The 21668-nt window shown below is 57.1% G+C and carries 16 protein-coding genes; 8 read left to right on the top strand and 8 right to left on the bottom strand.

What is annotated here, in order from left to right:
- The first annotated feature begins 13 nt into the window (after positions 1-13).
- Positions 14-751: a pyridoxine 5'-phosphate synthase gene (gene pdxJ / locus CA948_RS05620; RefSeq protein ID WP_094196856.1), complete on the top strand. Its 738-nt coding sequence runs from the start codon at positions 14-16 to the stop codon at positions 749-751.
- A 50-nt stretch (positions 752-801) separates the two neighbouring features.
- Complete coding sequence (locus CA948_RS05615) at positions 802-1371, top strand: nitroreductase family protein (protein ID WP_108727544.1); 570 nt, start codon at positions 802-804, stop codon at positions 1369-1371.
- A gap of 209 nt (positions 1372-1580) precedes the next feature.
- Here CA948_RS05615 and CA948_RS05610 read toward each other — a convergent pair whose 3' ends face one another.
- Complete coding sequence (locus CA948_RS05610) at positions 1581-2042, bottom strand: MerR family transcriptional regulator (protein WP_238988656.1); 462 nt, start codon at positions 2040-2042, stop codon at positions 1581-1583.
- A 129-nt stretch (positions 2043-2171) separates the two neighbouring features.
- On the opposite strand from CA948_RS05610, the gene CA948_RS05605 reads away from it, so the two are divergent.
- Positions 2172-3557: a dihydrolipoyl dehydrogenase gene (locus tag CA948_RS05605; RefSeq protein WP_108727543.1), complete on the top strand. Its 1386-nt coding sequence runs from the start codon at positions 2172-2174 to the stop codon at positions 3555-3557.
- A 133-nt stretch (positions 3558-3690) separates the two neighbouring features.
- Here the strand turns inward: CA948_RS05605 and CA948_RS05600 are convergent, their stop codons facing one another.
- Positions 3691-4044: an ArsR/SmtB family transcription factor gene (locus tag CA948_RS05600; RefSeq protein ID WP_094196841.1), complete on the bottom strand. Its 354-nt coding sequence runs from the start codon at positions 4042-4044 to the stop codon at positions 3691-3693.
- Between the two features lie 83 nt (positions 4045-4127).
- Entirely contained in the window at positions 4128-5342 is a 1215-nt protein-coding gene (locus CA948_RS05595; protein WP_094196840.1) for an SGNH/GDSL hydrolase family protein, read from the bottom strand.
- A 120-nt stretch (positions 5343-5462) separates the two neighbouring features.
- Here CA948_RS05595 and fusA point away from each other — a divergent pair, with 120 nt between their 5' ends.
- Positions 5463-7580: an elongation factor G gene (gene fusA / locus CA948_RS05590; protein WP_108727542.1), complete on the top strand. Its 2118-nt coding sequence runs from the start codon at positions 5463-5465 to the stop codon at positions 7578-7580.
- A 173-nt stretch (positions 7581-7753) separates the two neighbouring features.
- Here the strand turns inward: fusA and CA948_RS05580 are convergent, their stop codons facing one another.
- The 5 genes from CA948_RS05580 to CA948_RS05560 are packed head-to-tail and all read right to left on the bottom strand — an operon-like array spanning position 7754 to position 13710.
- The gene (locus CA948_RS05580; RefSeq protein ID WP_094196838.1) at positions 7754-8365 is read right to left on the bottom strand and encodes an SCO family protein; all 612 of its coding nucleotides are present in this window, start codon (positions 8363-8365) and stop codon (positions 7754-7756) included.
- A gap of 15 nt (positions 8366-8380) precedes the next feature.
- Positions 8381-10453, bottom strand: a complete 2073-nt coding sequence (locus CA948_RS05575; protein WP_108727540.1) for a M3 family metallopeptidase — start codon at positions 10451-10453, stop codon at positions 8381-8383.
- Positions 10454-10468: 15 nt separating this feature from the next.
- Complete coding sequence (gene folD / locus CA948_RS05570) at positions 10469-11332, bottom strand: bifunctional methylenetetrahydrofolate dehydrogenase/methenyltetrahydrofolate cyclohydrolase FolD (protein ID WP_108727539.1); 864 nt, start codon at positions 11330-11332, stop codon at positions 10469-10471.
- A complete protein-coding gene (locus CA948_RS05565) occupies positions 11333-11956 on the bottom strand; it encodes a response regulator transcription factor (RefSeq protein ID WP_094196835.1) in 624 nt (207 codons plus the stop codon).
- Positions 11953-13710, bottom strand: coding sequence for a PAS domain-containing sensor histidine kinase (locus tag CA948_RS05560; protein ID WP_094196834.1), 1758 nt, complete (start codon positions 13708-13710; stop codon positions 11953-11955). Before CA948_RS05560 ends, CA948_RS05565 begins: the two co-directional genes overlap by 4 nt.
- A gap of 267 nt (positions 13711-13977) precedes the next feature.
- Between CA948_RS05560 and aceE the strand changes: the two genes are divergently transcribed.
- The 4 genes from aceE to folC all read left to right on the top strand — a co-directional run bounded on the left by aceE (position 13978) and on the right by folC (position 21664).
- Positions 13978-16686 carry a pyruvate dehydrogenase (acetyl-transferring), homodimeric type gene (aceE, locus tag CA948_RS05555; protein ID WP_108727538.1) on the top strand — a complete coding sequence of 903 codons (2709 nt, stop codon included), beginning with the start codon at positions 13978-13980 and terminating at the stop codon, positions 16684-16686.
- 11 nt (positions 16687-16697) lie between these two features.
- Entirely contained in the window at positions 16698-18398 is a 1701-nt protein-coding gene (gene aceF, locus CA948_RS05550; protein WP_108727537.1) for a dihydrolipoyllysine-residue acetyltransferase, read from the top strand.
- Positions 18399-18407: 9 nt separating this feature from the next.
- Positions 18408-20180 (top strand): dihydrolipoyl dehydrogenase, encoded by a 1773-nt coding sequence (gene lpdA / locus CA948_RS05545; RefSeq protein WP_108727536.1) that lies wholly within the window; start codon positions 18408-18410, stop codon positions 20178-20180.
- A 92-nt stretch (positions 20181-20272) separates the two neighbouring features.
- A complete protein-coding gene (gene folC / locus CA948_RS05540) occupies positions 20273-21664 on the top strand; it encodes a bifunctional tetrahydrofolate synthase/dihydrofolate synthase (RefSeq protein ID WP_108727535.1) in 1392 nt (463 codons plus the stop codon).
- Positions 21665-21668 lie beyond the last annotated feature (4 nt).

Here is a 21668-nt window from a genome sequence, read left to right as displayed (position 1 = left end):
AGGTCCTTGGGGAATGTTAGAACTGGGCGTCAATATCGATCATGTGGCGACGCTGCGCCAGCAGCGTCTGACCACATACCCTGATCCAATTCAGGCCGCTTTGCGAGCAGAGGAAGCCGGAGCGGACCTGATCACCTTACATCTACGTGAAGACCGGCGTCATATTCAGGATGCCGATGTCGAGGCGCTGCGCCCCGTACTGCGTACCCGGATGAATCTGGAATGCGCCATCACCACCGAAATGCTGGACATTGCTTGCCGTATCAAACCGGACGATGTCTGCCTGGTTCCCGAACACCGTGCCGAACTGACAACCGAAGGTGGTTTGGATGTGGTCGGTCATCTGGACCAGGTCAGGGCCGCGGTACAGCAATTGCAAGCTGCCGGTATTCGTGTTTCGCTGTTCATTGATGCCGACCCGGCGCAAATTCGCGCTGCCAGTGATGTCGGCGCTACCGTGATTGAACTGCACACTGGCGCTTATGCAGATGCTCAAACACCCGAACAGGCAGCCAGCGAACTGGAACGTATCCGTGCCGGTATTGCTCAAGGTGTGTCCCAAGGTCTGCGTGTGAACGCGGGTCACGGTCTGCATTACGGTAATGTACAAGCGATTGCCGCCTTGCCCGGACTGACGGAGCTCAATATTGGTCATGCCATTGTTGCCCAGGCTGTCTTTGACGGCTGGGAAAAAGCCGTGCGTGATATGAAGGCCCTGCTGGTGCAAGCGCTCGCCCCTGCTCAAGCCTGACTGAGCCCTGCCATCAGGGCAGGGCACGCTTAACTGATTCTGGAAGCACTATGAGTACTATTGATTCTTTATTGTCCCGTCGCTCCATCAAGCTGGTGCAAGGCCCCGGCCCGAACGAGCAAGAGCTGGACCTGATTTTGCGCGCTGCCATGGTCGCTCCTGACCATGGCCGTTTGCAGCCATGGCGCTTTTGCCTGATTCGCGGTGAAAACGTGCAGGCTTTGGGTGAGCTGGCTATTGCCGCCAACGAACGCGCCGGTAATCCCTTGACCGAACAGAAAGCCGCCAGCGTGCGCGCTTGGCTGGCCAAGGTGCCTATGCTGATCGCCGTGGCCAGCCACATTGATCACGGTGAAGAAAAAATCCCTGAACTGGAACGTGTATTGGCTACCGGTGCGGCTGTCAGTAATATGCTGCATGCTGCGCATCAATTGGGTTTTGGTGCTTTCTGGAGTACTGGTCTGGGCACTTACGGTGAAGAGGTCCCTGAAGCCTTGGGCTTTGATTCCCTGGATTACCAGTTCCTGGGCTTTGTGTCTGTAGGTACACCGATTCATAAACTAGGCCCTGCGCAGCGCCCTGAACCTCAACAGTTCCTGACTGAGTGGCAGCCCGCCTAAGTTTGAGTGCTAGCTTGCGCGAGTCAAGCTCGTGATCTTGATAATAAGGCCTGAGTTCGATGGTGAACTCAGGCCTTTTTGGTGTTCATCCTACTGTCAGGCACGGCTGATGTGATCGTGATGGGTCGTTAAGAGAGCGACCTCTAGGTTCTGTGTTTCACCCGTATCGTCATTTGTTGTGCCTAAATCGCTCAAGGCGTTGGGGTGGCTTAAAACTTGCCCCTATTGGCGTTACGGCGAGCGGGCTCATGTGAATCTACATTGGCCAAAGTGTCTGTATGACAGCATGCCCCCTCCAAGCCATCCAAAATCGGGCAATCTGGCTGGTGGTCGCCCTGGCATTGCTCAGCCAGCACACTCAGTTTGGCCGCCATGTCCAGCAGCAGAGCCGCGCGGCTTTCCAGATCCTTGATATGTGCCTGGGCCAGTTGCTTGACCTCGCTGCTGGGACGTTGCTGGTCGCGCCACAGGCTGGTCAACTGCTGAATGTCCGCCAGATTGAAGCCCAAATCCTTGGCACGAACAATAAAGTGCAAGGTATCCAGGTCTTGATCCTGGTAGACGCGGTAGCCATTGGGGGCACGGTCACTATGCAAGAGTCCCAGATCTTCATAGTGCCGAATCATCTTGGGTGTCAGGCCGGTTACGCGGGCTGCTTCACTAATCAGCATGGGCTTTCCTTGGGGCAGTGCAAGGGGACTGCGTTATGATTGAAAGAGTCAATTCTGCACATTGTAGAGTGGGCCGTCAGGTAGGTCATCAGGCCCCTGATTGCCTGAGTATGGACTCAAGGAGTGGTGATGAAAGAAATTCAGTGTGATGTTGCCGTCATTGGAGCAGGGACAGCAGGTATGACAGCGTATCGTACGGCCAAACGAGCCGGCAAACGAACGTTGATGATCGAATCAGGCCCTTATGGCACCATGTGCGCACGCGTTGGCTGCATGCCATCCAAGCTGCTGATTGCAGCGGCCGATGCCGCCCATCATGCCCGCCATACCGCTCCCTTTGGTGTTCACGTGGATGGCAATATCCGCATTGAAGGCAAAGAGGTTATGGACCGCGTGCGCCGCGAACGGGATCGCTTTGTGCAGTTTGTGGTGGACGATGTGGAAGGTTTTGATTCCCAGGACAAAGTGCGTGGCCATGCCCGCTTTGTGTCCGAGCATGTGCTGGAAGTGGACGACCATACCCGTATCACTGCAGGACACGTGATTATCGCTACGGGCTCCACGCCGGTGCGCCCCAAGGAGCTGGAGCCGCTGGGGGTTTTGTTAATCAGTAACGAAGAGGTTTTCGACTGGACGGATCTACCGGAAAGTGTGCTGGTCGTGGGCACCGGTGTCATTGGTCTGGAGCTAGGCCAGGCGCTGGCGCGCTTGGGCGTGAAGGTGTCCATCATCAACCGTAGCCAGAGTCTGGCCGGGCTTTCCGATCCCGAAGTGCGTGAAGCGGGAAGGGCAATCTTCAGTCAGGAACTGAACATTCGTGCCGACGTAGCTGTATTGGGTAGTGAAGTCGTCAATGGCAAGGCGCGCGTGCGCTTGCAGGTGAATGGCAAGGAGTTGGTCGAGGACTACGACTATGTACTGGGGGCGGCAGGCCGCAAACCTCAGTTGGATAATCTGGGGCTGGAAAATACGCCTGCGGAATGGGATAGCAAAGGGCGGGTGGTCTTTGACCTGGACAGCTTGCAATTGAAAGGCACCTCTATCTATCTGGCGGGCGATGTGAACCAGCGCGCACCTATCTTGCACGAGGCGGCAGATGATGGTCGTCTGGCCGCCTTGCAGGCCGCCAGCAATGGCCAGGACGAGCCTATGGCGCGTCGTGCCCGCATGGCGGTGGTGTTCAGTGATCCGCAGGTGGCCGTGGTTGGCACACCCTTTAAGTCGCTGCCAGAAGGTGCAGTGACGGGTAGTGTGAATTTTGGCAATCAGGGCCGTGCCCGCGTGATGTTGGTCAACCGTGGCTTGCTGCATGTGTATGCGGACAAGGAGGGCAAGTTCCTTGGGGCCGAGATGGTCGGGCCTCAAGCCGAACATATCGCTCATTTGCTGGCCTGGTCCTTGCAGATGGGGCTGACACTGGATCAGATGCTGGCGATGCCGTTCTATCATCCTGTATTGGAAGAGGGTCTGCGTACGGCCTTGCGTCAGGCCCAATCTGCCTTGCGAGGCAAATAAACCAGTCTGAACGGGGTTGATTTCGTTCTCGGGTTTTTGCCCCGGGAATCTTGATCCTGTATTTGAACTGCCCGCCAAAGCTTGGATGCTGATCCGACCTTGGGCGGGCAGTTTGATTTTCAGGGCATTTTTATTATTTAGCGGCGTTTTGCAGATGTTGCGCGGTGGTCGCCTCGGTTACCGGGTCATGTTCCAGTGCGCCTAGCAAGGAATGCAGCAGGCCGGGAAAGCGTGCCTCCAGATCGTCCTTACGTAGAGACAGCAGGTTTTCCCGTCCAGAGGGTCGTTGCCAGATCACGCCGCTATCGCGCAATACACGCCAGTGATGGGTCATGGTGGATTTGGTTTGGCCTTGCAGCAGCGAGCCACACGCGCGTTCGCCTTCCGAGGCCAAGGCGCGTACAACGGCCAGGCGCAAAGGATTGCCCAGGGCCGTGAGCACATTTTCCAAGCGAATCTGTGCGCGCTCGGGATGATTGGGAAGCATGTAAAGTCCTGTCTTGATTCGTCGCAGTGATTGTACCTGTGTCCACGTACCGTCTCCTGCCTATTAGTCGCCCTTGCTACTGCTTATGCTGTGATTTCTGAACGCTGCAGTAGCGAAAGCAGCGTTTTTATGGAGATGGATTCGGCAATTAATTGATTGCCATGATTATGAGGATGCAGGTGATCGCCCACATCCAGAGCCGCTCGCAGGCGTTGCGGGTCTTGCGGATCGCGTAGCAACGTGTCCAGATCGATAAGGGCATCAAATTCCTGGCTGCTACGCATCCAGGTATTCAGCGCTTGTCGGATGGCTTCTTTCTCTGGGGTGAAGAAGGCATCGAAGGGTGAGCCGCCAAAGGCTCCCTTGAAGGGCGTTAAGGTCAGTCCTACTAGTGGGATGTGCTTGGCATGGGCTTGAGCAATCAGGTCTTGATAGGCCGTAATCAGAACTGCTGCGCTAGGGGGGGCTGTGTCCGGTTCCAGCGGCGTGCCCGGCCAACCCAGATCGTTTAGGCCGACCTGGAGGATGCCCAGTCGGATGCCAGGGACGTTTAAGACATCACGTTCAAAACGGATCTTGGCGCTTATGCCTATGCCATTTTGTCGCAGCCGGGAGCCAGATTGCCCTGCATTGACGACTGCGACGCCATGCGGCACCAAGTGTTTTGCCAGATGATCTGTCCAGCGTTGATCACTATCGATGGATACGCCATTGCCATCAACCAAAGAGTCCCCAATGACGGCCACCACGCTGCGGTTTGTGCTGGTTTCGACCCAGGCGGCGCCGAGTACAGGCAGGGCGGTGATCTCGGTGCCTGTGCAAGAATCAACGTGCTCGACCAAGGTCTGGTTGCCGGGCAGGAGGGTGACAGTACGCCTCGTATCCCAATGAAAGCTGGACACGGGACAACGCTGGGGCAGATAGAAGCGTACAAATAGGCTGGCCAAATCGGGGATATCCAGCTCGAGCGGATCACTGAGCAACGTTTTACCCGCAGCAATAACGGCCTGTGGTTGAGCGGAAAACAGTAGTGTCTGGTGCTTCTGTGTGTTCGAGCCAAGTGCCACACTGACCGGGCCCAGAATCAGTGGCTGTGTGCCGTATTCGTTGGAAAAAAGCAGTCTTAAACGCTTCCCACCCAAGCTGACGCGCAACCTCAAGGCCACCGTTTGTTGGCCGCTTAGCGCTGCCATATTGTTTGGGAAAGGTAGTTCTTCGCCCCAGAGCGGTTGGGTGCTGGCGGTCCAGGTGGCAATCCAGTGGGATGACTTTGAGTGTTCTTGAGATAAGTGGTGCACAGAAAATTCCTTGTTAATAGTACGATTGTAGGCGTACTATTAGATGATTATCAACCACTGAAATAAACAGGAGCCCAACTGCCTTGTTGCGCAAGGTATAAGGACTTCAAGGGAATTATCATGGCCCGCCATACCCCCATTACTCGCTATCGGAACATCGGTATATCGGCACATATTGATGCCGGCAAGACCACGACAACCGAGCGCATTCTTTTCTACACCGGCGTCAGTCACAAGCTGGGGGAAGTGCATGACGGGGCGGCCACCATGGACTGGATGAGTCAGGAGCAGGAGCGTGGCATCACCATTACCTCGGCGGCCACGACCTGCTTTTGGCAAGGCATGGATGGCTCGCTGCCCGAGCACCGTATCAATATCATCGACACCCCCGGCCACGTGGATTTCACCATCGAGGTGGAACGTTCCATGCGCGTGCTGGACGGCGCGGTCATGGTGTATGACGCTGTCGGCGGGGTACAGCCGCAATCTGAAACGGTTTGGCGTCAGGCCAACAAGTACAAGGTTCCGCGCCTGGCTTTCGTCAACAAGATGGACCGTGTGGGGGCGGATTTCTTTCGCGTACGTCAGATGATGGTGGATCGACTCAAGGCCAATCCTGTGCCTGTGGTGATCCCTATGGGGGCTGAAGATGGCTTCAAAGGCGTGATCGACTTGCGCTTGATGAAAGCGATTGTGTGGGACGAGGCCTCTCAGGGCATGAAATTCAGTTTTGAGGACATCCCTGATGATCTGCAGGCCCCGGCCAAACAGTGGCGCGAGCGCATGCTGGAAGCGGCGGCAGAGGCCAATGAAGAGCTGATGAATCAGTACCTGGAAACGGGTGACTTAAGCGTGGCCCAGATTACGTTGGGCCTGCGCTTGCGCACCATTGCCGGAGAGATTCAGCCCATGCTGTGTGGTTCGGCCTTCAAGAACAAGGGGGTACAACGCATGCTGGATGCGGTGGTGGAGCTGCTGCCTTCCCCTGTGGATGTGCCCGCTGTGCAGGGTTTGGACGAGGCCGGTGAAATCGTCACTCGCCAATCTGACGACAATGAGAAGTTCTCAGCATTGGCATTCAAGCTGATGACGGACCCGTATGTCGGCCAGCTAACCTTTGTGCGAGTGTATTCCGGTGTGCTGGCCAAGGGGGATAGCGTCTATATTCCGGGCCGTGGCAAGAAAGAGCGTATTGGCCGGATTGTGCAGATGCATGCCAATGACAGACATGAGATCGATGAACTGCATGCGGGTGATATTGCCGCCTGTGTTGGCCTGAAAGAGGTCAGCACAGGGGAAACCTTGTGTGATCCTTTGGCCATCATCACGCTGGAGCGCATGGAGTTTCCCGAGCCGGTGATTCGTCAGGCCGTGGAGCCCAAGACCAAGTCCGATCAGGAAAAGATGGGGATTGCGCTCTCGCGTCTGGCTTCTGAAGATCCGTCCTTCCGTGTCAGCACGGACGAGGAATCGGGCCAGACGATTATTGGCGGTATGGGCGAGCTGCATCTGGAGATTATTGTGGATCGCATGAAGCGCGAGTTCGGTGTGGAAGCGAATGTGGGCAAACCGCAAGTGGCCTACCGCGAAACCATCAGCAAGACCGTGCGTGATGTCGAAGGCAAGTTTGTGCGTCAGTCCGGCGGTAAAGGACAGTACGGCCATGTGGTCTTCACCCTGGAGCCGCAAGAGGCGGGCAAGGGCTTTGAGTTCGTCGATGCCATCAAGGGCGGGGTGGTTCCGCGTGAGTACATTCCGGCAGTGGAAAAAGGTGTGCTGGAGGCCCTGAACAGTGGTGTGCTGGCGGGCTATCCCGTGGTGGATGTGAAAGTCACCTTGACCTTCGGTTCCTATCACGACGTGGACTCGTCCGAGCAAGCCTTCAAGATGGCGGCGATCTTCGGTTTTAAGGAAGCGGCCAAACAGGCTTCACCCGTGATCCTGGAGCCTATGATGGCGGTGGAAGTGGAAACGCCTGAAGACTATGCCGGCAATGTGATGGGTGATTTGTCCAGCCGTCGGGGCATGGTTCAGGGTATGGATGACATGGTGGGGGCGGGCAAGCTGATCAAGGCGGAAGTGCCTTTGTCCGAGATGTTTGGTTATGCCACCACGCTGCGTTCCATGTCCCAGGGCCGTGCAACGTACAGCATGGAGTTCAAACGCTACGCGGAAGTGCCCAGGTCCATGGTGCAGGATCTGGTGGCAGAACGTCAGAGCACACGACAGGGAGGCTGATGACAAAGGGGGCGGGTTTTCCTGTGTCTAACCAGGCACGGGAACCCCCGCCCCTGATGCTTTGCCTGTTGTTGTTGTTGTTGTTGTTGTTGTTGTTGTTGTTGTTGTTGTTGTTGTTGTTGTTGCTGCTGCTGGCCAGTCTGATGTGCGGTTTGATTCAGGGCCAAGCCTGCTTAGTTCAGCAGACTGCGTACCCCGTCCGCCAGAACCTGCACCGATTCGGTGTCGGGTGCCAGATACCGCGCCCTGCCTTGCTGATCGAAAATATACACACCACGGCTGTGCGAGACTTCGTAGTTCTCGGGCGCGTTGGGATCGGGTTTTTCAATCTGGAATGCGACCCGGTAACGACGGGCCAGATCGGCAATCTGCTTTTCAGAGCCTGTCAGCCCTGTCGTGTGCTTGCCGTCAAAGGCGGCTATATAACGGGCCAGGGAGTCGGGCGTATCGCGGTGGGGATCCACACTGACAAAGATGATGCGTACCTGTTCGGCATCGTTACCCAGTTCTTCCATGACCAGCCCAAGCTGGGCCAAGGTGGTGGGGCAGATATCCGGGCAACTGGCATAGCCAAAAAACATCATGACGACTTTATCTTTGAAGTCATCCTGGGTGAGTGTTTTGGAACCAGCGGCTTGCAGGGAAAAGCGCAGATCGGGCAGGAAGCCGCGTACGGGATGCAGATTGGCAGCGGCAGCGCTGCCTAGCAGGAACAGGCCCAGCGCCAGTGTCAGGCCAAACTGTTTAAACAAGACAAGAATGGGCCTTACTGGGCTGGGTGTCATGGACGTCCTCTGGGTTTAGGCTGGCTCTGGAGTGAGCCCGCTGTGACGGAGCAGGGCGGTAATCGAAGGGTCGCGGCCACGGAAAGCACGGAAGGAGTCGGCAGCGGGGCGTTCGCCCCCTACGGACAGAATCTCGCGCCAGAAGCGATGGCCCGTATTGCTGTCGAGGGTATCACGTGCTCCATCCGAGTGGGTATAGGCTTTTTCCTCAAAGGCCGAGTAGGCGTCGGCGGACAGGACTTCGGCCCATTTGTAGCTGTAGTAACCTGCGCCATAGCCACCCGCAAACAAGTGCGAGAACTGATGCGGGAAACGGTGCCACTCAGGCGGGAACAGCACGGCGACTTCCTGGCGAACCTGATCCAGAATTTCCATGACGGCATCAATGCTCAGGCCGCTGTCACGCGAGTGGATCAGCATGTCGAACAGGGAGAACTCCAGCTGACGCACCATTTGCATGCCGCTCTGGAAGTTGCGGGCCAGGTTCAGCTTGTTGTAGAGCGCACGGGGCAGGTGCTCGCCGGTTTCCACGTGGGCAGTCAGCATCTGCACGACGGGCCATTCCCAGCAGAAGTTTTCCATGAACTGCGAGGGCAGCTCGATGGCGTCCCATTCCACGGCGGAGAAGGCCGAGGCAGCCGGATCGTCTACCCGCGAGAGCAGCGTGTGTAGGGCGTGGCCGGATTCGTGGAACAGGGTGATCACATCATCATGCGTAAGTAGCGCAGGGCGGCCAGGCTGAGGTTCGGCAAAGTTGCACACCAGGTAGGCGATCGGCAGACACAGCGTTTCACCTAGACGGCGACGGCTGCGTTCGCTATCGACCCAGGCGCCGCCTTGTTTGCCTTGACGGGCGTGCAGGTCCATGTACAGATAACCCAGGACCTTGCCATCGGAGGCAATCACTTCAAAAGGACGTACGGCAGGGTGCCAGGCGGGGACGTCGGCGGCACGCAAGGTTACGTCAAATAAACGCTGGATGACTTTGAACAGGCCACTCAGAACGGCAGGTTCCGTGAAGTACTGTTTGACCTCGTCTTCCGAATAGGCGTAGCGCTGTTCGCGCAGGCGCTCGGCACTGAACGGTACATCCCAGGCTTGCAGGGTTTCCAGGCCCAGTTCTTGTTGGGCGAAGGCTTGCAGCTCGTCCAGATCCTGGCGGGCGTAGGGACGGGCTTTGGCGGCCAGATCACGCAAGAAGCTCATCACCTGTTCTGGGGTGTCAGCCATGCGGGTTTCCAGACGCATATGGGCGTAGCTGGCAAAACCCAGCAGGCTGGCTTCCTGGGCACGCAGGTCCAACAGCGTTTCAATGGCCTGGGAGTTATCAAATTGGGCATCGCCTTGTTCGGAGGCAATGGTGGTGTAGGCCCGGTACATCAGCTCACGCAAGGTCTGGTTGCGAGCGTATTGCATGACAGGCAGGTAGCAAGGCATTTTCAGCGTCAGACGCCAGCCTTGCTGATCGTTTTCTTGCGCAGCGCGTTGGGCAGCGGCCAGCACGTCGTCCGGGATGCCGTCCAGCTCGGCCTGGTCAGTGACCAGGTAATACCACTGATCAATGGCATCCAGTACATGCTCGGAGAACTGTTGCGAGGTTTGCGCCAGCTCTTCGGAAATGCGGGCGTAGTCTTCACGTGCCTGACCTTCCAGTTGCACACCGCTCAGGCGGAAATCGCGCAAGGCCAGGGTAATGATACGTTGGCGCTGGGGCGTCAGGGCGGCAAAGGCCGGGCTGTCAGCCAGAGCCTGGTAACGCAGGAACAAAGGACGGTTCAAGCCTACCCAGGTCGAGAACTCGCTCATGCGTGGCAGGCACTGGTTGTACACCGCACGCAGCTCGGGCGTATTGATGACCGAGTTCAGGTGACCGGCCACCGACCAGGCGCGATACAAGGTTTCGGTGGCGTCGGTGATGGGCTCGACGATATTGTCCCAACTGGGTTCACTATCGTCGTTGGAGACTGTGTCTATGGCTTGGCGGGCCAAGGCCAGCAGTTGGTCCACCGCCTGCTCGATGTGCTCGGGCTGGATGGCGGGATAGTCAATAAGACTGTCGATAGGAACCAGTAAGGGATTTGTCGTCATAAACCGTTGATTAATTTAAAGACTGATGTTGGCCGAGCGTTCGGCCGCTTCCAAGGTATTGACCAGCAGCATGGCAATGGTCATGGGACCCACGCCACCGGGTACGGGCGTAATGGCTGAGGCCACTTCGCTGGCGCTGGCAAAATCCACGTCACCACACAGTTTGCCATCGGCGCCACGATTGATACCGACGTCGATCACCACCGCACCGGGCTTGACCATATCGCCAGTAATGATGCCGGGGCGGCCTACGGCGGCAACCAGCACATCGGCACGGCGGGTCTGGGCGGCCAGGTCACGCGTTTTGGAATTACAGAGGGTGACGGTCGCGCCCGCAGCCAGCAAGAGCATGGCCATGGGTTTGCCCACAATATTGCTGGCGCCCACGACGACGGCCTCTGCTCCACGCAGCGCCACGTTTTCGGACTCCAGCATCTTCATGACGCCGTAGGGCGTGCAGGGGGCAAACAGGGGTTTGCCCGTCATGAGCATGCCGGCATTGCTGACGTGAAAACCATCCACGTCCTTGTGGGGCGCAATGGTTTCAATGACTTTGTGCTCGTCCAGATGGGCGGGCAGGGGCAGTTGAACCAGAATGCCGTGTACCGAGCTGTCCTGATTCAAACGAGTGATCAGGGCCAGCAGCTCGGCTTCGGTGGTGTTGGCCGGCAGGCGGATGATGTCGGATTTCAGGCCGGCGGCTTCACATGCCAGACCCTTGTTGCGTACATAGACTTGGGAGGCCGGATCTTCTCCGACCAGTACCACGGTCAAACCAGCTTGAATGCCGTGGGTTTGCTTCAGTTTGGCAACGCGTTCTGCAACGTCCGCCTTGATAGCGGTGGACAGCTTTTTTCCATCAATAATGCGAGCACTCATTTACGCATCCTCGGACTTGGTGAGGGCGATTTTCATGAGGTCGGCAACCGTAGTGACTTCCAGTTTTTCCATGATATTGGCGCGATGCGCTTCGACAGTTTTAATACTGATATTCAAGTCCCCGGCAATCTGCTTGTTCAGGCGGCCAGCAACAATGCGTTCCAACACTTGCTGCTCGCGCGCTGTCAGGCGGCCCAGGACTTCTTGTTGACTTTTCTGTGCCTGCGCTTGCGAGGCACGTGCGGTAGCTTGCTCGATCATGCGGCTGACAATCGTGCGCAGATCGGCTTCATTAAAGGGTTTTTCCAGAAAGTCGATCGCGCCTTTCTTCATGGTGCTCACGGCCATGGGCACGTCACCGTGGCCGGTAATGAACACAATCGGGATATTCGATTTACGAGTGATCAGGGCTTCCTGAAGCTCCAGGCCGCTCATGCCGGGCATGCGCACGTCCACAATCAGGACGGCGACCTGGGTAGGATCGTAGGCGCCCAGAAACTCTTCGCCCGATGCAAAGCAGCGGACCCGGTAGCCATTGGCTTCCAAGAGCCAGCGCAAGGAGTCCCGTACGGCTTCGTCGTCATCGACTACGTAAATGGTGCATGGCATTTGCGGGCTGGTCATTCGGGTATCTCCAGTTTGTTATCAAGGGTGTCCACTACATCAGGTGCCGCACAAGGTAGACTGAAACGGAAAATCGTTCCACCCTCTGGATTGCCGACTGCCCATAGGCGGCCGTGATGCGATTCAATAATTGTGCGACAGATGTTCAGGCCCATCCCAAGGCCTTCGGACTTGGTGCTGTAAAACGGTTCAAAGAGGCGCTCGGGGTCTTTCAAGCCATGACCGCGATCGATGACGGCCATCTCCAAAAGCGATTCCTGTTGGGTAATCACCAATTGAAGCACATGATGTTCACTGTGCTCCATGGCTTCGATCCCATTTTTGAGCAGATTCAATAATACCTGTTCTATGAGAATGGGGTCGGCAATGACGTCAGGGACGGGGTCCGGAATGCTCAGTTCAATCTCGATCTGGCGCTTGCGGGCGTCGATTTCGGCAAAGCCGACGGCATTTTCTACAATACGCATGACCTTGACGCGGACGCGGCGTGGCTCACTGCGCTTCACGAATTCACGAATGCGGCTGATGATCTTGCCCGCACGTTCGGCTTGCTGGGCAGCCTTCTCTAGTGCAGCCAGCAGGGTTTCAGGCTGGTAGCGGCCAGATTTCAACATGGCGACAGCGCCCATGCTGTAGTTATTGATGGCGGTCAGTGGCTGGTTCAGTTCGTGTGCCAGCGAGGAGGCCATCTCGCCCATCGTGGTCAGGCGGCTGGTCAACTGAACTTTTTCCTGCTGAATGCGTGAGGCTTCTTCGTGCTTGCGGCGATCAGTAATGTCACGCGCCACTTGCAGGCGTACCCGGCGGCCATCGGTCCAGGCCAGCATGCGGTGATGAACTTCAAACCAGCGGGCCGCCGATTCGGAGTAAATCTCAACGGTTTCATCGGTGAAGCGGCCCAGGCGGCCACCCAGCAATTCAGCGTGACCATTGGATTGGGCGCCGAAGAAGCGACGGTAGGTGCGGTTGGCAAACAGCAGCTCCAGACCGTCGGAGGTATCGGCCACCACGGAGATGGCATCATCCAGACCTTCCAGCACCGTCATGAAGCGCTCGTGCGCCGCAGTCAGGGCCTCGCGAATGCGCTTGGGCTCGGTGATGTCTGTCATGGAGGTCATCCAGCCAATCTGTTCTCCATTGGGAGCACGCAAGGGCGAAACATACATACGGGCCGTAAAGCGCGAACCATCACGGCGCTGAGCCTCCACTTCCAGACCGCTGCTGGGTGTTCGGCCCGACAGCAAAAGATCCAGGGTTTCCTGATGCTGTTGATGGCGGCCGGGTAACCAGTAAGGGAAGGGGGCGGTACGACCCACCAGATCGGCTTCGTTCCAGCCAATCATTCGGCAAAAAGCCGGGTTCACATAGGCAATGCGGCCTTGCATGTCAAACACGCGCATCCCCGTGGACATGGAGTTCTCCATGGCGCGTCGGAAACCGGTCTCGGCAGTCTGGGCGGCTTCGGCGTGGGTGCGAAAGCGGGTATAGCGCCACAGGGCCAGCAAGCTGACCACAATCACCAGAGACAGGGCCAGAATTACCATCATCAGGCGTTGCTGGCGCGTTTCCTGATCGATGGTCACAAACATGACGCTATCGTTTTGCAAACGCTGCAGCCACAGGAATACCCCCATGACACAGAGGTAGAGAAACAGCACGACAACCGGTGTCAGCCAATAGAATCCACGCCGATTCTGCTTAGCCTGATCATAAAAGGTTGAAGGGATCAGAGACTTTTTGGGATGAGTAGCCATAACAGCAAGAAAAGAAGTATGGCTGGATTGTAATGTAGGGCTATTTTTTTTAGTGATATTTCGTATTATGAAAACACATACCATAAAATGAAATTTTGCTTGAGCCTTTCTGTGTTCTTTCCTAGAATGGTTTGGTGCAGGCGTACCCCGCCTTGAACGCTCACAGTCCGCAATACCCGCTTCGGTCAGGATCGCTTTACTTCTTCTTAGAGGGGCGGCTCAGCGTCGAACAAGACCGGACTACTACCACATATATGGAGACACTATATGTCCTCAACCCAAGACAATAGTTCGGCTCAGGTCAGTCAAGACCAAGCCCTAGAAACAAAAGAGTGGCTTGACGCCCTGGAGGCGGTGGTGGACCGTGAAGGCCCGGCCCGTGCCCATGATCTGATCGAAAAGCTGATCGATCTGGCCCGTCGCTCCGGCGCTCACATTCCGTTCTCGCCCAACACGGTTTATGAGAACACGATCCCTCCCGGTCTGGAACCTGCCCACCCCGGCAATCTGGTGCTCGAAGAGCGTATCCGTTCCTACATTCGCTGGAACGCCATGGCCATGGTCGTGCGCGCTAACCGCGAAACTCCTCCCGATGGCGGTGGTTTGGGCGGACACATTGCCTCGTTTGCATCGCTGGCCACCATGATCGGCTGCGGTCAAAACCATTTCTGGCACGCTGAAACCGAAGATCGCGGCGGCGATATGGTGTTCTTTCAGGGCCACTCCTCACCCGGTATCTACGCCCGCGCCTTCATGGAAGGCCGCATCTCCGAAGAGCAGTTGAACAACTTCCGTCAGGAAGTCGATGGCAAAGGCTTGCCGTCCTACCCGCATCCCAAGTTGATGCCCGAATTCTGGCAGTTCCCCACCGTATCCATGGGCCTGGGTCCATTGATGGCGATCTACCAGGCCCGTTTCCTGAAGTACCTGCATGCCCGTGGCATTGCTGATACCAGCGGCCGTAAAGTCTGGGTGTTCCTGGGCGACGGCGAGATGGACGAACCCGAATCCCTGGGCGCCATTGGTCTGGCGGCACGTGAAAAGCTGGACAACCTGATTTTCATCGTGAACTGCAACCTGCAGCGTCTGGACGGCCCTGTACGTGGTAACGGCAAAATCATCCAGGAACTGGAAGGGACCTTCCGTGGTGCTGGCTGGAACGTGCTGAAACTGATCTGGGGCGGTTACTGGGATCCCTTGCTGGCCCGCGACAAGGAAGGCATCCTGCGCAAGGTCATGGAAGAAACCGTGGACGGCGAATATCAGGCCTACAAAGCCAATGATGGCGCCTACGTTCGCGAGCACTTCTTTGGCAAGCACCCCAAGCTGCTGGAAATGGTCAGCCGCATGAGCGACGAGGACATCTGGCGCCTGAACCGTGGCGGTCACGATCCTCACAAGGTGTACGCTGCATTTGATGCCGCCACCAAGCACGAAGGTCAGCCTACCGTTATTCTGGCCAAGACCATCAAGGGCTACGGCATGGGCCACGTGGGCCAAGCCAAGAACCCGTCGCACCAACAAAAGAGCCTGGATCTGGACGCCGTACGCGAATTCCGCGACCGTTTCAACATCCCGGTTCCTGATGACAAACTGGAAGAGCTGCCTTACTTCAAGCCAGCGGAAGACTCTCCAGAAATGCAGTACCTGCATGCCCGCCGTCAAGCCTTGGGTGGCTACCTGCCCAAGCGTCGCAACAAGGCGGACGAGCAGTTGACCGTGCCGACACTGGACGCGTTCAAGCCCATGCTGGAAGCCACTGCCGAGGGCCGTGAGATCTCCACGACGCAAGCGTTTGTCCGTTTCCTCAATACTTTGCTGCGCGACAAACAGGTGGGGCCTCGTGCTGTGCCTATCCTGGCGGACGAATCCCGTACCTTTGGTATGGAAGGTCTGTTCCGTCAGATCGGTATTTACGCGCCTGAAGGCCAGAAGTACACCCCGGTCGATAAAGATCAGGTCATGTACTACCGCGAAACGGCCAACGGTCAGTTGTTGCAGGAAGGGATTAACGAGCAGGGTGCATTTAGCTCCTGGATTGCGGCGGCCACGTCGTACTCCAACAACAACCGCATCATGATCCCGTTCTTCATCTATTACTCGATGTTCGGCTTCCAGCGCTTTGGCGATCTGGCCTGGGCAGCCGGTGATATGAAGGCACGTGGTTTCGTGCTGGGCGGCACCGCCGGTCGCACCACCCTGAACGGTGAAGGTCTGCAGCACGAAGATGGTCATAGCCATATTCAGTCCTCGCTGATTCCTAACTGCATATCCTATGACCCCACCTTCGCTCACGAAGTGGCTGTCATCATGCAGCATGGTTTGAAGCGCATGGTGCAGGACCAGGAAGATGTGTACTACTACATCACCTTGATGAACGAGAACTACGCTCAGCCTGGTTTGGTCGAAGGCGATGAAGACGGCATCCTGCGTGGCATGTACAAGTTCAAGTCGGTTGCCAAGGACAGCAAGCTGCGTGTTCAACTGATGGGTTCGGGTACGATTTTGCGCGAAGTGATCGCGGCACAAGATCTGCTGGAAAAAGACTGGGGCATTGGCTCCGATGTCTGGAGTGTCACCAGCTTTACTGAACTGCGTCGTGATGGTCTGGATTGCGAGCGTGCCGCTCTGTTGAATCCGGAAGGCAAGGATCTGCCTGTACCGTACGTGACGACCCAATTGCAAAACACCGACGGTCCTATCGTGGTCTCTACCGACTACATCAAGGCCTTTGGTGACCAGATTCGTCCGTTCGTGCCTAAGAACCGCACACTGAAAGTGCTGGGTACCGATGGCTTTGGTCGTTCCGACTACCGCTTCAAGCTGCGTGAGCATTTTGAGGTTGATCGTCACTTCGTGGTGTTGGCTGCTCTGCGCGCGCTGGCTGAGGAAGGCAAGATTCCGTTCAGCAAAGCGTCCGAGGCGATTGCCAAATACGGCATCAATCCTTCCAAGGCCAACCCGCAGCACGCATAAGGGACTGAATCATGAGCAATATCATTCAAGTCAAAATCCCGGATATCGGTGCTGACGACGCTGTCGAAGTGATCGAAATCCTGGTCAAGGAAGGCGAGACCATTGAGGTCGAGCAAAGCCTGATTACGGTGGAGTCCGACAAGGCCTCCATGGAAATCCCATCGTCTGACGCTGGCGTGGTCAAGTCCATCAAGGTCAAACTGGGTGACAAGGTCAAGGAAGGCAGCTTGGTTCTGGAACTGGAAGCCGCCGAAAGTGCGCAGGCAGCGCCTGCCGCTGAGCCTGCCAAGGCCGAGGCCACGCCTGCTTCCAAGGCTGAAGCGGCGCCCGCCGCCGCAACCGCTGCGGCGGGTGGTGAACAGCAAGTAACGGTTCAAGTACCTGATATCGGCGACGCCCGTGATGTGGACGTAATCGAAATCATGGTTCAAGTGGGTGACACTATCGAAGTGGACCAAAGCCTGATCACCGTGGAATCGGACAAGGCTTCCATGGAGGTGCCGTCCTCCCATGCTGGCGTGGTCACGGCCATCAAAGTGAAGCTGGGTGACAAGGTCAGCCAGGGTAGCGACATTCTGGAACTGACCGTGCAAGGTGCTGCCGCAGCACCGGCCAAGGCCGAAGCCGCTCCTGCTCCTAAAGCTGAATCCGCTCCTGCTCCTAAAGCTGAATCCGCTCCTGCCGCTGCTGCGCCTGCGGCCAGTTCCTCGGTCGTGGTCGGTGCCGGCGCACCGGCTCCAGAGCGTGTCTCGCCTACGGCTGCCTTTGCTCAAGCAGAAGGCTCATTACGTAATCTGCCCCACGCCTCACCGAGTGTGCGTAAATTTGCGCGTGAATTGGGTGTGGATCTGGCCAAGGTTCATGGCTCGGGCGATAAAGGTCGTATTACGGCTGACGACGTGCGTGGCTTTGTGAAGCAAGTCATGGCTGGCGGCGCTGCTCCGGTTATTGCAGCCGGTACGGCGGCTCAGGTCGGCGGTCTGGATGTGCTGGCCTGGCCCAAGGTCGATTTTGCCAAGTTTGGCCCAGTCGAAACGCAGGCTCTGTCGCGCATCAAGAAAATTTCGGGTGCCAACCTGCATCGCAACTGGGTCATGATTCCTCATGTCACCAATAACGAAGTGGCTGACATTACCTCTCTTGAAGCCCTTCGCAAAGAGCTGAACGAGGAATACAAGAAGTCCGGCGCTCGTGTCACCATGCTGGCTTTTGTCATCAAGGCTGCCGTGGCGGCCCTGAAGAAATTCCCCGAATTCAACGCTTCGCTGGATGGCGACAATCTGGTGCTCAAGCAGTACTACCACATCGGTTTTGCGGCGGATACGCCTAATGGTCTGGTTGTGCCGGTAATTCGTGATGCCGACAAGAAAGGCATTCTGGATATCGCTCGTGAAACGGGCGAACTGGCTGCTGCGGCCCGCGATGGCAAGTTGAGCGCAGCCCAGATGCAAGGCGGTTGCTTCACCATTTCCTCGCTGGGTGGTATTGGTGGTACGGATTTCACACCCATTATCAATGCGCCCGAAGTGGCCATTCTGGGGCTGTCACGTTCCTCCATGCAGCCCGTCTGGAATGGCAAGGAATTTGCGCCACGCCTGATGCTGCCGCTGTCCCTGTCTTACGACCACCGCGTTATCGATGGTGCCTCGGCTGCCCGTTTCAATGCCTTCCTGGCAACGATGCTGGCCGACTTCCGTCGTATTGCACTGTAAGGAGTTGTCATGAGTCTGATTGATCTGACGGTCCCGGATATCGGCGACTCCGGTGAAGTAGATGTCATCGAAGTGCTGGTGCAGGTCGGTGATACGGTCGAGCTCGAGCAAAGCCTGATCACCGTGGAGTCCGATAAGGCCTCGATGGAAATCCCTGCCGCTCAGGCGGGGGTGATCAAGGAATTGCTGGTCAAGGTGGGTGACAAAGTCTCCCAGGGTTCGGCCATTGCCAAGATCGAAGCAGCGGAAGGCCAGACGGCTCCCGCTGCGGCACCCGCCAAAGAAGAAGCGCCGCAGGCAACTGAGCCTGCCGCTGCTGCTCCGGCCTCGGCACCTGCTCCGCAGGCGGCCAGCCATCAGGGTGCTGCGGATGACTCCGTGGATGTGCTTGTTCTGGGCGCTGGCCCAGGCGGGTACAACGCGGCCTTCCGTGCGGCTGATCTGGGCCTGAAAGTGGCTCTGGTCGAGCGCTACAGCACTCTGGGTGGTGTGTGTCTGAACGTGGGTTGTATTCCTTCCAAGGCCTTGCTGCATACTGTGGCGGTCTACGAGGAGGCCAAGTCCCTGGCCACACACGGCATCAAGTTCGGCGAAGCGCAAATCGACATCGATGCGCTGCGCGACTACAAGAACAAGGTCATCGGCAAGCTGACCGGTGGTCTGGCCGGTATGGCCAAGGGCCGCAAGGTCCAGGTTGTGGTCGGTAACGGCCAGTTCCTGGACCCCAATCACATCGAAGTGACCGCCAACGACGGCACCAAGAAAGTGATCAAGTTCGGTTCGGCCATTATTGCTGCCGGTAGCCAGTCGGTAAAACTGCCATTCTTGCCTGACGATCCACGCGTGGTGGACTCCACTGGTGCGCTGGAACTGAAGTCTGTGCCCAAGCGCATGCTGATTGTAGGCGGTGGCATCATCGGTCTGGAAATGGGTACGGTGTACTCGGCTTTGGGCGCACGCCTGGACGTGGTGGAAATGCAAACCGGCCTGATGCCGGGTGCAGACCGCGACGTTGTCAAGGTGTGGGAGAAGATGAACAAGCATCGCTTTGACCACATGATGCTGGAAACCAGCACGGTGGCTGCCGAAGCCCGCGAAGACGGCATCTGGGTAACTTTCGAAGGCAAGAACGCTCCGGCCGAGCCACAGCGCTACGACCTGGTTCTGCAAGCCGTGGGCCGCTCGCCCAATGGTAAGAAGATCGGTGCCGAGAAAGCTGGTGTGCAGGTTACAGACCGTGGCTTCATCCCGGTTGACAAGCAACAGCGCACCAACGTGCCGCACATCTATGCGATTGGCGACATTGTGGGCCAGCCCATGCTGGCACATAAGGCCGAACACGAAGCCCACGTGGCTGCTGAAGTCATCGCCGGCGAAAAATCCTTCTTTGATGCTCGTGTGATTCCTTCGGTGGCCTACACCGATCCGGAAATCGCCTGGGTGGGTCTGACCGAAGATCAGGCCAAGAAAGACGGTATCAAGGTCGAGAAGGGCGTGTTCCCTTGGGCTGCATCCGGTCGCGCAATTGCGAACAACCGTGATGAAGGCTTTACCAAGGTTCTGTTCGATGCGGAAACCCACCGTATTGTGGGTGGCGGTATCGTCGGCACCAATGCGGGCGAGCTGATTGGCGAGCTGGTGCTGGCTATCGAAATGGGTGTGGACCCGGTCGATCTGGCCAAATCCATCCACCCGCACCCCACCTTGTGCGAGTCGGTCAGCAAGGCGGCTGCCGTTGCCGAAGGGACGTGCACGGACTTGCCGCCAGCCCGTCGCAAGTAATACCAGTATTGGCCTGATAGTTAAGGCGTATTGGATCACGGCAGGTGCTATCATCAGCGCCTGCCGTTTTTATTTTGTAATTGGTGTTGTCCATGACTCATCCTGTTCTGAAAGCCGACTCCTCGCTGAGTGACTGGCTGTCCTATTTGGAAACTTTGCATCCTTCGGCCATTGATCTGGGCCTGGGCCGGATTCGCGAGGTTGCCCAACGTCTGAACATCAAATTGGATTCCGTCGTTATCACGGTGGGCGGCACCAACGGCAAAGGCTCGACCTGCGCCATGCTGGAAGCGATTTTGCTGGCGGCGGCCTACAAGGTGGGTGTCTATGCCTCTCCGCATCTGGTGCGCTACAACGAGCGCATTCGTTTAAATGGCGAGATGGCCGAGGATGCCCAGATTACGGCGCAATTTGCCCGTATCAATGAAGCCCGGGGCGACCTGACACTGACTTACTTTGAATTCTCCACGCTGGCGGCCTTGTTGCTGTTCCAGGAGCAGCGCGTTGACGTCGCGGTGCTGGAAGTGGGTTTGGGTGGCCGACTGGATGCCGTCAATATCATTGATGCGGACTGTTCCATCATTACTAGCATTGATATTGATCATGCTGAATACCTGGGCAATACCCGAGAGCAGGTTGCTTGGGAAAAGGCTCATATTTTCCGTGCGGATCGTCCCGCCATTTGCGCCGATCCCGTGCCGCCACAGACCATGCTGGATTATGCCCAGGAGATTGGTGCCCAATTGTGGCTGTTTGGCAAAGATTTCAACTATTCTGGCGACCGTCAGCAATGGGCCTACGGTGGCCGCAATCAGCGCCGCGCTGCATTGGCTTACCCGGCCTTGCGTGGTGCAAACCAATTGCTTAATGCCTCTGCAGCATTGGCTGCGCTGGAATCCTTGCATCCCCGCTTGGCCGTGCCTGCGCAAGCGGTACGCGCCGGTTTGCTGCGTGCCCACATGCCTGGCCGTTTCCAGATTCAGCCTGGTCAGCCTTGCGTGATCTTTGACGTGGCGCATAATCCGCATGCGGCGGCGGCCTTGGCGCAGAATCTGGACAATATGCCGCCGTACCCCAAGACGATTGCGGTTGTGGGCATGTACAAGGACAAGGATGTGGATGGCGTGATTGCCCGCATGGCCACGCGTATCGATCATTGGATGTGCGCCAGTTTGGAAGGACCACGCAGCATGTCGGGCGAGGAATTGGCCAATCATGTGCACACCGTTCTGGCCAGTGGTCAGACGCCTGACGATGTTCTGGCCCCCGAGGCCGAATCCAGTTCACATCGCCCGGGCGTTCGACCTGTTGCACGGGCTTCGGTCAGTAAAGCGTCAGCAGTCGTATCCAGTTACAACAGTCCTCGGCTCGCTTACGAGGCGGCATTAAAAGAGGCCAGTGACAATGATAGAATTGTTGTGTTTGGCTCGTTTGCGGCAGTAGGGCCGATACTTGAAGCCGCAAACGACCGTTCATCTTCCTGAATAT

Origin of the sequence: Alcaligenes aquatilis (assembly GCF_003076515.1) — a bacterium.
GTDB classification, from domain to species: domain Bacteria; phylum Pseudomonadota; class Gammaproteobacteria; order Burkholderiales; family Burkholderiaceae_B; genus Alcaligenes; species Alcaligenes aquatilis.
The sequence above is the reverse complement of the archived record's forward strand: the minus strand, read 5'-3'. Positions and strand labels throughout refer to the sequence as shown.